The sequence below is a fragment of the Streptomyces sp. NPDC002306 genome (assembly GCF_053593435.1).
In genome coordinates this window covers 396,309-410,506 of record NZ_JBSFCK010000004.1, presented here as the reverse complement: position 1 = coordinate 410,506, position 14,198 = coordinate 396,309, and the positions used below count along the sequence as shown (strand labels likewise).

Here is a 14,198-nt window from a genome sequence, read left to right as displayed (position 1 = left end):
ACACCGCACGTTCCATCTCGGCCCCTACGCCCGGCTGTTGCGGGTCCGTTCCCGGTCGGGCCTCTCGCGTGGGCTTCCGGCCGGGTGGGCGGCGGTCCGTGACCGGGGCTGTCCGTCGCTCACCGCGGCGGCCGTCCGTGCCCAGCCGGCGCGCTGCGGGCCGGTCGCGGTCGAGGCTCGCGGGGGAGCGGGGGCGCGGTTCCACTCGCCCTCGCCGAGGACGAGGAGCGGGTCGAACATCACCACCACCGCGGCCAGCAGCAGGAAGATGACCGGCCCGATGAGCATCGGCAGCAGCAGCGAGGTGGCCGCGTCACCGCCGCGGGCGTCCGTCGTGCCGTGCAGATGGACGCTGACGGAGGCCATGGCCGTGTAGTGCATGCCGGACACGGCCACGCCCATGACCAGGCTGGCCCCGAGGCTGGCCAGGAAGCCGCGGATCGTGACGGCGGCCCACAGGGCGGCGGTCGCGGCGGCGATCGCGATGAGTACGGAGAGGGCGACGGTCCACGAGGCGTACCGGATCGTCCCGTTGACGTGGATCGCCGCCATGCCCAGATAGTGCATCGCGGCGACACCGAGCCCGGTGACGACCCCGGCGACGGCCAGCGCGAGGCCGCTCGCGCCCCGGTGGCCGACGATGAACACCCCTACACCGACCACCACGACGGCCACGACGAGGCTCAGCACGGTGAGCGGGACGTCGTATCCGATCCGGGTCTCCTCGACCTGGAATCCGATCATCGCGATGAAGTGCATCGTCCAGATGCCGCAGCCGATCGACGCGGCCCCGAGCGCCAGCCAGCCCGACTTCCACGACGGTGTGTCGAGCAGTGACCGCACGGTGCAACGCAACCCCAGCGCCCCGCCCAGACAGGCCATCAAGTAGGCGGCGACCGGGGTCACGACCCCGTAGCGGAAACCGTCGATCGTCCCTTGCATTCTGCCAACTCCCCCCAGAGTAAAGGCTGTTGTGGAGGAACATTGCTGGGTGAAGGCCGGGTGGGGCAATGCCTCGTCTCGAGTCTTCGGTCAACTCTTGACTACTTTTCCTTCACTCGTGTCACCAACGGCTGAATTCCGGTCAACATCCTCCGGGATCTGGGCCGGTACATGCAGGGGTCACGTGTACAGAGGGATAACCCTCGATTGCCCCGGACGTGGCTGACATGGCTCGGTCAAGCCTGTCATTCTCGCCCCTGTCGCTGCACACAACCGGCACTCCCCCTTCACGCAGCAACGGTCCCGCACAGCTCGGCTCGTCCCGGACAGCACACCCGTCTGCCCGGTCTGTCATCGGCCGCACCCCGCGGTCGCAGCAGTAGGAGAACGAGTGAGACGCATCCCCCGCAAGCGGACCGCGGTAGGAGCAGCCCTGCTCTCCACCGCCGCCTTCCTCGCCGTCGGCATCCCGTCCGTTCCGGCGTCGGCACAGCCTGCTTCCCCCCACCCCAGCCCCCTGCGCGCCGGGGGCCTGCCGGCCGATCTCACCCCGGCCCAGCACACGGCGCTCATCAAGAGCGCCGCGCAGCGGACCACCGTGACCGCGCAGAGCCTCGGCCTCGGTGCCAAGGAGAAGCTCGTCGTCAAGGACGTCGTCAAGGACAACGACGGCACCGTCCACACGCGGTACGAGCGCACCTACGACGGTCTCCCGGTCCTCGGCGGCGACCTCGTCGTGCACACACCGCCGGCCTCGCAGGGCTCCGGCACGGTCAGCACCACCTTCAACACCCAGCGCGCCGTGAAGGTGGCCTCGACCAGCGCGACCTTCACCAAGGCGGCGGCCGAGACCAAGGCCCTGAAGGCGGCCAGGTCCCTCGACGCGCAGCAGCCCGCCGCGGACAGCGCCCGCAAGGTGATCTGGGCCGCCGAAGGCACCCCGAAACTTGCCTGGGAGACCGTGGTCAGCGGACTCCAGGACGACGGCACGCCCAGCCGGCTGCACGTCGTCACCGACGCCACCACCGGCGCGGAGCTCGGCCGCTTCCAGGACATCAAGACCGGTACGGGCAACACCCAGTACAGCGGTTCGGTCACCCTGAACACCACGCTGTCGGGCTCGACGTACCAGCTGTACGACACGACCCGCGGCGGGCACAAGACGTACAGCCTCAACAACGGCACCTCGGGCACCGGCACGCTGATGACGGACGCCGACGACGTCTGGGGCACCGGCGCCGGTTCCAACACCCAGACCGCCGGCGCGGACGCCGCCTACGGCGCCCAGACGACCTGGGACTTTTACAAGAACACCTTCGGCCGCAGCGGCATCAAGAACGACGGCGTCGCCGCCTACTCCCGCGTCCACTACAGCTCGGCGTACGTCAACGCCTTCTGGGACGACAGCTGCTTCTGCATGACCTACGGCGACGGCTCCGGCGGCACCCACGCGCTGACCTCGCTCGACGTCGCGGGCCACGAGATGAGCCACGGCGTCACCTCCAACACCGCCGGCCTGAACTACACGGGTGAGTCCGGCGGTCTGAACGAGGCCACCTCCGACATCTTCGGCACCGGCGTGGAGTTCTACGCCAACAACAGCAGCGACGTCGGCGACTACCTCATCGGCGAGAAGATCAACATCAACGGCAACGGTACGCCGCTGCGTTACATGGACGAGCCTGACAAGGACGGCGGCTCCGCCGACAGCTGGTACTCCGGCGTCGGCAACCTGGACGTCCACTACTCCTCGGGCCCGGCGAACCACATGTTCTACCTGCTCTCCGAGGGCAGCGGCACCAAGACCATCAACGGCGTCACCTACAACAGTCCGACCTCCGACGGTGTCGCCGTCGCGGGTATCGGCCGGGCCGCCGCGCTCCAGATCTGGTACAAGGCGCTGACGACGTACATGACGTCCAGCACCAACTACGCCGCCGCCCGCACCGCCGCCCTGAACGCCGCGACGGCGCTGTACGGCGCGAGCTCCACCCAGTACGCGGGTGTGGCGAACGCCTTCGCCGGCATCAACGTCGGCAGCCACGTCACCCCGCCGACCAGCGGTGTGACCGTCACCAACCCGGGCAGCCGGACCTCCACCGTCGGCACCGCGGTGACCCTCCAGATCTCGGCCAGCAGCACCAACGCCGGCGCCCTGACGTACGCCGCGAGCGGTCTGCCCGCCGGGCTGTCGATCAACAGCTCCACCGGCGCGATCACCGGTACCCCGACCACCGCCGGGACGTACAGCACCACGGTGACCGTCACCGACAGCACCGGGGCGACCGGTACGGCGACCTTCACCTGGACCGTCAACCCCGCCGGCGGCGGCACCTGCACCCCGGCGCAGCTGCTCGGCAACGCCGGCTTCGAGTCCGGCAACACCACCTGGACCGCGACCAGCGGAGTCATCACCAACTCCAGCAGCCAGGCGGCCCACGGCGGTTCGTACAAGGCCTGGCTGGACGGCTACGGCGCCACGCACACCGACACGCTGACGCAGTCGGTGTCCATCCCCAGCGGCTGCAAGGCCTCCTTCACCTTCTACCTGCACATCGACTCCGCGGAGACCACCACCAGCACGCAGTACGACAAGCTGACGGTCACCGCCGGTTCGACCACGCTGGCGACGTACTCCAACCTCAACAAGGCCACGGGGTACACCCAGAAGACGTTCGACCTGTCCTCGTTCGCCGGCACCACCGTCACCCTCAAGTTCAGCGGTGTCGAGGACTCCTCCCTCCAGACCAGCTTCGTCGTGGATGACACCGCCGTGACGACCAGCTGACCGCTCCCCGCGCGAACGGCGTCCCGCACCCGGGCTCCCTCCGGGTGCGGGACGCCGTCGTTGTTCAGCTCAGCGGGTCCAGGGTCAGGTAGGCCTGCTGCGGGTTGCCGTCGTGGACCAGCGACTCCTGGTTGCCGACGTCGTCGAAGGCGAAGGCGTACGCCTTGCCGTCGGCCATCTGGGCGTGGATGGCACGGGCGTAGTGGTTGGTCACGGCGTCCCGGTAGAAGTTCGCCGTCGTGGTGTCCGGCTGGTTCGGATTGACCAGCAGGGTCGAGCGGTTGAAGCCCGCGCACAGCGTGCGCGAGATCGGGCCGCGCACCAGGTCGTTGGGGGCGTCCAGCAGCCTGTGGCAGCCGAAGACGCTGGACGCGTCGGGCTTCTGGAAGCTGGTGACGACCGCGCCGGAGGTGTTCGTGAAGTTCATGACGTTGCCCGACACCCGCCCGAAGTAGCGGGTGTTCGGCTGGTCGGTGAACGGTGTCACCGTGAGTGTCGCCGTCGTGTACTTCTGCCAGACCCGGTTGATGTAGTCGTCCAGCACGGACGCCGGAAGCGCTCCGGTCTCCAGTCCGTATCCGGGGGACAGGGCCCGCAGGACGGTCCCGTCGGACCGTGTCTGGATCAGGCCGGCCCAGCCGCCGGGCTGGGCCCGCAGGGTGTTGAACACCCCGGTGTAGCCGCCGGACTTGAGGTGTCCGGTGGTGACGGTGCTGCCGTCGGCCCGCTGGACGCCGACCGCGTACGGCGCCGAGAACATGTCGACCTGGGTGCTGTTGAGCCACAGGCCGGAGTCGTTGAGTGTGTACTCCGACCAGTTGAAGAGGATGGGGCGGTTGGGGTCGGTGGGGTTCTGCACGGCCGGTTGTACCAGTCCACCGGTCGTGAGCCGGAACACGAGTTTCTGTCCGTAGGAGAAGTAGATCCGGCCCGAGAACTTCGGGATCCGGATGGTCTTCGACTGCCCGGCCGCCGGACCCGTGATGGACGCGTCGGGCGCGGGGGTCGGCGGATTGCCACCGGCCGGCCAGGCGTGGAACGTGCCGTTCGCGTCCGCCCAGCCCTGCTGGCCGGTCGTCAGCAGGGTGCCGAGGTTGTACACGTAGACCGGCTCGCCGCGGCCGGAGTTGTTGGTCACCTTGAGCGGGATCGTGGCGGGCACCGCGGCCTCGGCCGGCGCGCCGAGCGTGAGCAGTGCGCCGACGAGAGCGGCCACCGCGGCCGCCGCGCCCCATCGGGACATGAGCCTTTCGAACACTCTCCACCTCCGTGCGGGTACAGCTGTGGGGTTGGTCCGTACCTATTCCTGAGAGCGCTCTCAAAGTTGCACCCGGTCGCGTTCATGTCAATACGAAGAACGTGGTGGGCGAGTGCCGCATCGGGCGGGATGGGCCGACCGGCGGGATGGGCCGGCGGGCGCCGCGGCGGTCCGGGCGCCTGCCGGGATCAGAAGGTGCGCGCCAGCAGATCCAGCAGCGCTTCCCAGTGCCGCTCGTCGCCCTCCTTCTGGTACGAGGAGGTGTCGGCCTGGGTGTAACCGTGGTGAGCGCCGGGGTAGACCTCGCAGCGGTGGCGCACACCGGCCGCGGTCAGCGCGTCCTCCAGCCGCCGCATCTGCTCCTCGGGCAGGGACGGGTCGTCGTCCGCATGGCCGAAGTACAGCTCGGCGGTGACGTGTTCGGCCGCCAGGTGCGGGCTGTCGGGCGCGTCGGTCGCCAACTGGCCGCCGTGGAAGCCGGCCGCGGCCGCCACCCGGTCCGGGTAGGCGCCGGCGGTGCGCAGCGCCAGCCGGGCGCCCATGCAGTAGCCGGTGACCGCGACCGGCCCGTCGGCCACCAGCGGGCTGTCGGCCAGCCACCGCAGATAGGCGCCCGCGTCCCGCACGGCGAGCTCCGGGGTCAGGGACTGCAGGACCGGGGCGATCTGCTCCCAGATCTCGGGCCGCGCCGAAGGGTCGATGAACTCGGGGAGGTCGAAGACGGGCGTCCGCCCGTGCCGGTAGAAGACGTTGGGCACCAGGACCGTGTAGCCGGCCGCCGCGAGCCGGTCGGCCATCGACCTCAGGTGCGGGCGGATCCCGAAGGCGTCCTGGTAGAACAGCACCCCCGGGTGGGGGAGTTCGTCAGCGGGGCGGGCCACGTAGGCGTCGGCGGTGCCGTCCTCGGTGGTGATGTCCACGACGGTGCCCTGTACGGAGGTCATGGCGGGTTGCCTCTCTGTGCGGTCGACGACGAGCGGACGTCGGCCCGGCGCGCCGGGCCGCGATCATGGTCGCACGCGTCGCCCGCCCGGTCGGGAACCGCCCTGGCGGCGGGCGACGGCGTGCGCGGCCTCACTCGAAGCGCGTGATGTCACCGGCCCCGCGCCGTACGATCTCCGCCTCGCCGCTGGAGAAGTCGACGACCGTCGTCGGCTCGGTGCCGCAGTCGCCGGAGTCCACCACGCCGTCCAGCACATGATCGAGCCGGTCCTTGATCTCCCAGCCCTGCGTCAGCGGTTCCTCCTCGTCCGGCAGCAGCAGCGTGCTGGACAGCAGCGGCTCGCCGAGCTCGGCGAGCAGGGCCTGGGTGACGACGTGGTCGGGGATGCGCACGCCGACCGTCTTCTTCTTCGGATGCTGCAACATGCGGGGCACCTCCTTCGTCGCCGGGAGGATGAAGGTGTAACTGCCCGGGGTCGACGCCTTGACCGCCCGGAACACGTCGTTGTCCACCCGGACGAACTGACCGAGCTGCGCGAAGTCCTGGCACACGAGCGTGAAGTGGTGCCGGTCGTCCAGGTGACGGATGGACCGGATGCGCTCGATGCCGTCGCGGCTGCCCAGCCGGCAGCCGAGCGCGTAGCAGGAGTCGGTCGGATACGCGATCAGCGCGCCCGCGCGGACGCTCTCGGCGACCTGGGCGATGGTGCGCGGCTGCGGGTTCTCGGGGTGCACGTCGTAGTACTTCGCCATTGGACGAGCTTATGCCGACGCGGGCGGCGGCGCCGCGTCGACGTCCGTCGCCCCCGGTGGCGTACTCACTCCGCTGCCACAGGTGTGAAGAGATGCCCGGTGGGCCACCGGCACGGGCGGAGCCGTCCAGTCCGCTGTGAGGTAACGTCCCCGACCAGGAAAGCGGAGGTCACGGGCGGGAAGGCGGCGAGGCAGGCATGACGGGCGGCGACACCTCGACCTGGGCCGAGGAGCTCCTCGGCCATCTGCGCCCCGCCGGGCGCGACGTCCGCAAGGTCGTCGCCTGGCTCGCCGAGGCGGTGGACGCGACCGTGTCCTTGCGGGACGACACCGGCACGCTCCTCGCCGGGCCGCCCACCGCCCTCGACGGGTCCCCGGCCGCCGACATCGTCGCCGGGCGCCTCGCCTCCGCCGCCTGGCAGGTCCAGGGCCGCCATCTGCGGCTCGTCAGGGTCGAACTCCAGCGCCGGACGTCGGTCGGCCTGCTGACGGTGGAGCGCGCCGCCCCCTTCGACCGCCGCGCCTCCGACATCGTCACCCACACCGCGGCCGTCCTCGAAGTCCTGCTCCGGGCCCGCGAGACGACCACGACGGGACGGCGGCTCAAGCGCGCCGCCGCCGATCTGCGGCTGGCCATCCTGCAACTGCTCATGGTGGAGGACATCGTCTCGGCGCGCCGGGTCGCCTCGGGACTCTGGCCCGGCCTGCTCGACACCGACAGCGCCAGCGTCTACGTCGTCGAGGGCTGCCCCGAGGAACGCGACGAACTCGCCGAGCGATGCCTCGACGTGACCGCGGAGGCGGCCCTGGTCGTCCGCTGTCCCGCCGTCGACGCCCACCTCATCGTCGTCACACCCCAGGAGGGCACGGGCGCGGAACTGCGGGCGCTCGTCATCGGCCGCCCCGGCACCTACCTCGGCGGCAGCACCCGGCAGAGCCTCGCGCACACCGCGACCGCCTACGGCCAGGCCGTCAGCGCCCTCGCCGTGGCCCGCTTCCGCCCGGACAAGGCGGCGGTGTACGCCGAACGCACCCACCCCGAACGACTCATGGACCCGGCCGCCCTGCGCACCTGGACGTCGGCACTGCTGCGGCCGCTCGACGCGCTGCCCCACCACACCCGCGCGGAACTGCTCGCCACCACCCGGCTCGGCCTGGAGTTCACGGCCGTCAGCGCAGCCAAGATCCTCGGCGTCAGCCGCAACACCGTCCGCGCCCGGATGGAACGCGTGGAAGCCCTGCTGGGCACCGACCTCTCCGCGCTCACCGTACGGGCCGCCGTCCATCTGGCGCTGAACACCCAGGTCGGCCTGCCCGCCGACGGCACCACCGCGCGCGCGGCCCGCACCGGCCTGCGGGACCTGCTCGCCGGGCCCCCGCTGGGCGCGTGGGCGCACGACCTCCTGGGCCGGCTGAACACCGATCCGCGCGACCTGCGCCGCACCCTGCGTGCCTGGCTGGCCGCCGGGGGCAACGCCGAACGGGCCGCGCAGCTCGTCGGCGTCCACCCACAGACGGTCCGGGACCACGTCCGCAGCGCCGAACCCGTCCTCGAACGCAGGCTGTTGACCGGGGGAAGTGACCTGTACGAGGTCGTGCTGGCCCACCTGGCGACCGGAGACCTCGAACGGCCGGCCCTGGATCCTGCCCATCGGCCGGACAAAGAGGAGCATCCGGACTCACCTGTGCACGAGTGAGCCCCGAAGGCCGCGCACCGGGCACGGGCGCGATTCACAACCGGCCCGCCGTCCACATAGGTTCGGGGGACCGCCGGGGCACGACCGGAACGGGGGACCGGTCGCGCCCCGGCGCGCGTCTCAGCCGCGCAGCCGGACCGGGATCTCCTGCCAGCCGAAGGCGATGAAGGACGGCACCTGGCGCAGTTCGTCGGCGTCGACGGCGAGCGCCAGGCCGGGGAAACGGTCGAACAGCGCGGGCAGCGCGGTCATCGCCTCCATCCGGGCCAGCGGCGCGCCGATGCACCGGTGCACGCCGACACCGAACGCCAGATGGTCGTCGGCCCCGCGCGCCGCGTCGAAGCTGCCCGCGTCCGGCCCGTAGTGCGTGGGGTCCAGGCCCGCCGCCGCGTACGTCGTGATGATCGCGTCCCCGGCCGGGATCGTCACATCGCCGACCTTCAGGTCGTCGACGGCGAACCGCAGCGGCAGCGAGGCGATCGACGGATGCACCCGCAGCGTCTCCTCGACGACCGCGTCCCAGCCGATCTCGCCCGCCCGCACCGCCGCCAGCTGCGCCGGGTCCCTCAGCAGCGCGACGACCGCGTTGCCGACGAGGTTCACGGTCGTCTCGAAACCCGCCCCGATGACCAGCAGCAGGGTGTAGAGCAGTTCCTCGCCGCTGAGCCGGTCACCGTCCTGGTCCCGTACCCGGATCAGCTCGGTGGTCAGGTCGTCACCGGGGTGCTCGCTGCGGTGGGCGATGAGCGAACCCAGTACCGTACCGATCTGCTCCTGGACGAAGGAGGCGTGCTCCGGGGTCGGGTCGGAGGTGTCCATGATGGCCGCGATGAGCCGGCCGGTCGCGTCCTGCAACTCGTCCGGCACACCGAACAGTTCACAGATGATCCGCATCGGCAGCGGGTGGGCGAGACCGTCCTTGACGTCGACGACCGCGCCGTCGGCTCCGGCGAGGTCCAGGGCGTCGAGCAGTTCCGCCGTGATCGCCTCGACCCGCGGCCGCAGCGCCTCGGTGCGCCGGTGGGTGAAGCTCGGTGCCACCAGCTTGCGCAGCCGGGTGTGGTCGCCGCCGTACGTGGAGAGCATGTTGACCACGCCGACCCAGCCCAGGATCCAGCCCCACGAGGGGTGTTCGCCGATCTCGGGCCACAGCCGCCAGTGCAGTCGCGGGTCCCTGCTGACCTGGGGGTCGAGGATCAGTTCCTTGAGGGTGTCGTAGCCGGTGGGCGCCCAGGCGGGGATGCCGCCCGGCAGCTCCACCGGCACGATCGGGCCGAGCGCGCGCAGTCGGGCGCTCTCGGCCGCGATATCGGTGCCGAACGGGTCCAGCGCGATGCGTTCGGTGACGGTCACGACAGGTCTCCTGGCTGGTCGGGGGATCGGGGGCGGAAGCGCACGGGCAGCGATGTCAGTGAGCGGTGGAAGGGGCCGGGCCGCCAGCTGAGTCGTTCGCGGGGCAGCACCGGTTCGATGTCGGGCAGCCATTGGGTGAGCCGTTCGATCGCCTCGGTCACCAGGAGCAGCGTGTGCTGCCTGACCGGACAGGCGTGCGGCCCCGCACCCCAGGACAGGTGCGAGGCGTCGCCGGGATGCCGTTCCTGGGTGACCTCCCGCTCGGCGAAGTGCCCGAGCGCTCCGTACGAGACCACCACCGGCACCGCGGCCCTGATCCACGCCCCGTGGAACGACAGCGGCCGGACGGCGTAGTAGATGCCGTAGTTGGCCAGGGGCGTCTCGTGGTGGAGCACCTCCACCACCGCGTCCGTGACCGGCCGGGCCCCGTCGGTGAGGGTGGAGTAGTAGAGGGGGTTGCCGAGGATCCTGGACAGCGAGTTGGACAGCAGGTTCGAGGTCGGTTCGAAGCCGGCTCCGAGCGTGAGGAACACCTGCCAGGTGACCTCCTCCGGGGTCAGCCCGGCCGGGTGGTCGAGGAGCCTGCTGGGCAGGTCGTCGCCGCGCCGCTCGGCCTTGGCCGCGATGAGCTCCAGTACGTACTGGGCGTACGTGGCCTCGCCCTCGGCGGCCTGGGCGCCGCCCTCCATCATCTTGCCGAGGCCCTCGTTCAGCCGGTCGCCCTGGCTGTCCGGCAGGCCGAAGAGGTTGTTGAGGACCAGCGCCAGCAGCGGCCGCGTGAAGTCCGCCACCAGGTCGGCCTCACCGCGCGGGCCGAAACGGCTCACCAGCACGTGCACCGCGCGGTGCACCCGGGTGCGCAGGTCGTGCGGTTCGACCTCGTCGAAGACGTCGATGAGCGTGGTGCGGTAGCGGATGTGGGCGGCGCCGTCGGAGAACAGCGCGTTGGGCCGCCAGCGCATCATGCCGAGCACGGGCGAGTCGTCGGGAACCGTGTTCTCCCACGGCCTGGGGTCGTGGGAGAAGGCGTCGGTGTCGCGCAGCACCTCCAGCGCGGCCTGCCGATCGGTGACGACGTACGCCGGTACGCCCGGCGCGAGTTCGCCCCAGCCGACCGGCCCCTGGGCGCGCAGGGCGGCGTAGTAGCGGTCGGGGTCCAGGGCGAAGCCGTCCTCCCACAGCCGCACGGGTGCGGAGAGGGCGAAGGTGTGCTCGGCGGCGGAATGGGTGGTCACCGGTTCTCCGGGGGGTCGCGGTCGATGAGGTGCTCGACCAGGGCGAGCAGCGCGTCGATGGAGGAGTTCGCGTCCCGCGCGTCGCACGTCACCATCGGTGTGCTCGGCTCCAGGTCCAGGGCGGCGCGCAGTTGCTCGGGGGTGTGGTGGCGCGGGGCGTCGGGAAAGGTGTTGAAGGCGACCGCGTAGGGCAGTCCGGTCTCCTCCACCAGCCCGAGCACGTCGAACGACGCGTCGATCCGGCGGCTGTCGACCAGCACCAGGGCACCCAGCGCGCCGTACGCGATGTCCTTCCACAGCGACCGGAACCGTTCCTGGCCGGGTGTGCCGAAGAGGTACAGCACGACACCGCCCGGCAGGCTGATCCGGCCGAAGTCGATCGCGACGGTGGTGGTCGCCTTCTCCCGCACCCCGTCGAGGTCGTCCACCTGCGCGGAGGCCTCGGTGAGGTGTTCCTCGGTGTGCAGCGGCCGGATCTCCGACACCGAGTCGATCAGGGTCGTCTTGCCCACCCCGAAGGGTCCCGCGACCAGGATCTTCACCAGGTCGCGGGCGGTGTCGGGGAGGTGGATGCCACTAGTGCTTGAGGGTGCGGAGGCCATCGGCCACTCTCTTCAGCAGGTCGGGGTCGAACCCTTCGGCGGTCGGGATCGGCGCACGGGCGAGTACCAGGTGGCGGTCGACCAGACCGGCCGTCAGGACCCGCACCGCGGAGACCGGCAGCCGTAGCAGCGCGGCCGCCTCCACCACCGTCAGCGCACCACCCTCCAGGGCTTCCAGCAACGACAGTTGAGCTGCCGTCAGATCGCCGGGACGGGGTTCACCGCTTCCGGTGAGCACCGACAGCCGCTCCAGCTGGGGTCGGCTGGGCCGCGCCACCCCGCCGGTCGACAGGTACGCGGGAACCAGGGGACGGCCGCCTGGGCGGCCGGTCATGCCGGTGCGCTGCCGTCGGCTCCCCGGGGCGCGGCGGCCATCGCCTTCTCGCCCAGTCGCGCCACCTGCGAGTGGACCCGGTGCCCGAGCAGGTCCAGACGGGCCTCCGGGTCTCCGTACGCGGCCACACAGGTGCCGTGGTCCGTCGGCACGATCAGTACGTAGCCGTGGTCGGACTCGATGACGACCTGCCGTAGCTCCGCCCGGTCCCGGTCGGCGAAGGCCGCCGCCGCGGTCCGGCACGCGCCCTGCACGGTGCTGGTGATGGCGGCCACCCGCTCCGCCGACGGCTGGGACAGCGCGTCGGTGTACCCGGTGACGAGTCCGTCCCTGGTCAGCAGGACGGCGGCCACCACGTGCGGCACTTCCAGGATCGGCTCCAGCACCCATGCCGTGTCGCTCGTGTCGCGGCTGGTCATCGAGCCGCTCCCCCTTCGTAGTCGGACTGTTCGGTGTCGTCGGCCGCCTCCGTGGCGCGGCGCCGCGCGGTGACGGGTTCGGGTTCGGCGTCCGCTGCGGTGTCCGGGCCGCTCGCGGAGCGCGCCGCGGCGGTGCCGGACTGGAGCGCGCCGAGGGCCGCGGCGGACTCCTCGGGGCGGCGCGCGGGCCGGGCCGGTGCGGACGCGGCCGTGCCGGTGACCCGGGGCCGGCGGCGGCGCTGCGGCAGCCCGTCGCTCTCCCGGGCCGCCGGGGAGTCGTCGTCGTGCGCCGGGCCGTGGTGCCCGGAGCCGGCCGGCACCGCCTCGTCGTCCGGCTCGGTCCCGTAGCCGTGGGTCGGACTGGCGGGGGCCGGTACGGCGGGAGCCGGGTCCGGCCGCGCGGGGACGCGGGTGGAGCGCGCGGCGCTGGCCGCCGGCGGCTTCTCGGCGGGGTCGACCCGGCTGAGCAGATGGCTGTCGACCCGCAGTACCGCGCGCACGCCACCGTAGGGCGACGGTGAGGACACGTCCACGCCGAGGTCGAACTGCCGGGTCAGCTGGCCGATCGCGGCCAGTCCCATCCGGGGCGGGTCGCCCAGTTCCGTCAGCAGGATCGGCTCGCGGCCGGCCACCAGCCGCTGCGCGCGGGCACGTTCGTCCTGGGTCATGCCCAGGCCCGCGTCGTCGATCGTCACGCACACACCGTGATGCACGTGCTCCAGGTTCACCACGATGTCGGTGTCCGGCGCCGAGTGCCGCAGCGCGTTGTCCAGCAGCTCGGCGACGATGATCGCGACCGGCTCCACCGCGTGCGACACCAGCGCGGTGCCCGGCTGGAGGTGGTTGTGCACCTTGACCCGGTGGTATCCGGGGAGCCGGGCCTGGCCCCCGGTCACCGCGTCGATCAGATGGGACTCCTCGCGGGCGAGCCCGACCCAGGCCCCGCACACGACCGCGGCGACCTGCGCGCGCCGCAGCGACTGCTCGTTCTCGTGGTCCAGCTGGAAGAGGGTCTGCGTCAACTCGGGGTCGTCGTAGCGCTGTTGCAATGCGCGCAGCGCGTCCTGGAGGCGGTACAGGGCTGCCTGGATCTCCCGGGTGGCGCCGCGCATGCCGGCCTGTGCGGCGGCGTCGATGCGCACCGCCTGTGCGGCCAGTTCGATGCGCAGGCCGTCCAGCACGCTCTCCAGCGCGGCGCCCAGCGGGGTCTCGGCGGTCTGTGTCTGTACCGGACCGGGGACCGTGACGTGCGCGTGCGCCTGCTGCCGGGCCGCGGCGGGCAGGCGGCGCAGCGCGAGGTGCTCGACCTCGGCGGTGAACACCTTCGACCGTCCGTCGAGTTGGGCGCGCAGAGCGGCCGTCTCGCGCCGCTGGCGGTTGAGTTGACGCCGTGACCGCAACAGCACCCCGCCGAGGGCGAGTGCGGACAGCGTGCCGGCGGTCAGACCGCCGGCCACCAGGTCCGGTAGTTCGATCATCGAATCGGTTCCAGGGGGAGTCGGGCAGGGCAGAGCGGCCAAGCCCCACTGACGGGGCACGCTCGCAGCACAGTACACACTGTCATCGACCGATCTCGCACGGTCGAGGACTACTTGGCTCCGAATCTGCCCGACCTCTGTGCGCATCTGTGCCGACTGTGCTGAATTGCCGTACGCCAGTGCCGAGTTGATGATCGATGACGGTGCGGAATTCCCTCCGCGGGCCGGCCTCGGCAGTCGTTGTGGTGGTGGGCTGGGTGCCGGCGGTGTCGAACACCGCCTCCGCTCCCGCGCCACGGTGGGTTCGCCCACCACGGCCGCGGCTCCGGAACTCCTGGCCGCACGGGACTGCGTGCCAGGGGGCATGAGGAATGTCCGACGAGGAGATGAGCCGATC

At 71.5% G+C, this 14,198-nt stretch carries 12 protein-coding genes; 2 read left to right on the top strand and 10 right to left on the bottom strand.

Translation table 11 applies throughout. The annotated features are described in order from the left end of the window. Window positions 1–24 precede the first annotated feature (24 nt). Complete coding sequence (locus ACWCQK_RS11850) at window positions 25–942, bottom strand: MHYT domain-containing protein (protein WP_451154555.1); 918 nt, start codon at window positions 940–942, stop codon at window positions 25–27. 391 nt (window positions 943–1,333) lie between these two features. Between ACWCQK_RS11850 and ACWCQK_RS11845 the strand changes: the two genes are divergently transcribed. Then, a complete protein-coding gene (locus ACWCQK_RS11845) occupies window positions 1,334–3,730 on the top strand; it encodes a M4 family metallopeptidase (RefSeq protein WP_451154553.1) in 2,397 nt (798 codons plus the stop codon). Between the two features lie 64 nt (window positions 3,731–3,794). On the opposite strand, the gene ACWCQK_RS11840 is transcribed toward ACWCQK_RS11845, so the two are convergent. The 3 genes from ACWCQK_RS11840 to ACWCQK_RS11830 form a co-directional block, all read right to left on the bottom strand. Then, window positions 3,795–4,973 (bottom strand): glycoside hydrolase family 64 protein, encoded by a 1,179-nt coding sequence (locus tag ACWCQK_RS11840; protein ID WP_451154642.1) that lies wholly within the window; start codon window positions 4,971–4,973, stop codon window positions 3,795–3,797. A 203-nt stretch (window positions 4,974–5,176) separates the two neighbouring features. Continuing rightward, the gene (locus ACWCQK_RS11835; protein ID WP_451154551.1) at window positions 5,177–5,932 is read right to left on the bottom strand and encodes a dienelactone hydrolase family protein; all 756 of its coding nucleotides are present in this window, start codon (window positions 5,930–5,932) and stop codon (window positions 5,177–5,179) included. Between the two features lie 130 nt (window positions 5,933–6,062). Beyond that, window positions 6,063–6,683: an L-threonylcarbamoyladenylate synthase gene (locus ACWCQK_RS11830; protein WP_451154549.1), complete on the bottom strand. Its 621-nt coding sequence runs from the start codon at window positions 6,681–6,683 to the stop codon at window positions 6,063–6,065. Between the two features lie 197 nt (window positions 6,684–6,880). Here ACWCQK_RS11830 and ACWCQK_RS11825 point away from each other — a divergent pair, with 197 nt between their 5' ends. Then, window positions 6,881–8,380: a helix-turn-helix domain-containing protein gene (locus ACWCQK_RS11825; protein ID WP_451154547.1), complete on the top strand. Its 1,500-nt coding sequence runs from the start codon at window positions 6,881–6,883 to the stop codon at window positions 8,378–8,380. Between the two features lie 120 nt (window positions 8,381–8,500). On the opposite strand, the gene ACWCQK_RS11820 is transcribed toward ACWCQK_RS11825, so the two are convergent. Genes ACWCQK_RS11820 through ACWCQK_RS11795 form a run of 6 tightly spaced genes read right to left on the bottom strand, consistent with a single transcriptional unit; the run spans window position 8,501 to window position 13,801 of the window. Then, window positions 8,501–9,733 (bottom strand): cytochrome P450 family protein, encoded by a 1,233-nt coding sequence (locus ACWCQK_RS11820; protein WP_451154545.1) that lies wholly within the window; start codon window positions 9,731–9,733, stop codon window positions 8,501–8,503. Next, complete coding sequence (locus ACWCQK_RS11815; protein WP_451154543.1) at window positions 9,730–10,968, bottom strand: cytochrome P450; 1,239 nt, start codon at window positions 10,966–10,968, stop codon at window positions 9,730–9,732. The genes ACWCQK_RS11820 and ACWCQK_RS11815 overlap by 4 nt, the downstream gene beginning before the upstream one ends. Next, window positions 10,965–11,570 (bottom strand): GTP-binding protein, encoded by a 606-nt coding sequence (locus tag ACWCQK_RS11810; protein WP_451154541.1) that lies wholly within the window; start codon window positions 11,568–11,570, stop codon window positions 10,965–10,967. Before ACWCQK_RS11810 ends, ACWCQK_RS11815 begins: the two co-directional genes overlap by 4 nt. Continuing rightward, window positions 11,545–11,904 carry a DUF742 domain-containing protein gene (locus tag ACWCQK_RS11805; protein ID WP_451154539.1) on the bottom strand — a complete coding sequence of 120 codons (360 nt, stop codon included), beginning with the start codon at window positions 11,902–11,904 and terminating at the stop codon, window positions 11,545–11,547. The genes ACWCQK_RS11810 and ACWCQK_RS11805 overlap by 26 nt, the downstream gene beginning before the upstream one ends. Then, window positions 11,901–12,323, bottom strand: coding sequence for a roadblock/LC7 domain-containing protein (locus ACWCQK_RS11800; protein WP_451154537.1), 423 nt, complete (start codon window positions 12,321–12,323; stop codon window positions 11,901–11,903). The genes ACWCQK_RS11805 and ACWCQK_RS11800 overlap by 4 nt, the downstream gene beginning before the upstream one ends. Next, on the bottom strand, window positions 12,320–13,801 hold the full coding sequence (locus tag ACWCQK_RS11795) for an ATP-binding protein (RefSeq protein ID WP_451154535.1): 1,482 nt from the start codon (window positions 13,799–13,801) through the stop codon (window positions 12,320–12,322). Before ACWCQK_RS11795 ends, ACWCQK_RS11800 begins: the two co-directional genes overlap by 4 nt. Between the last annotated feature and the right edge of the window lie 397 nt (window positions 13,802–14,198).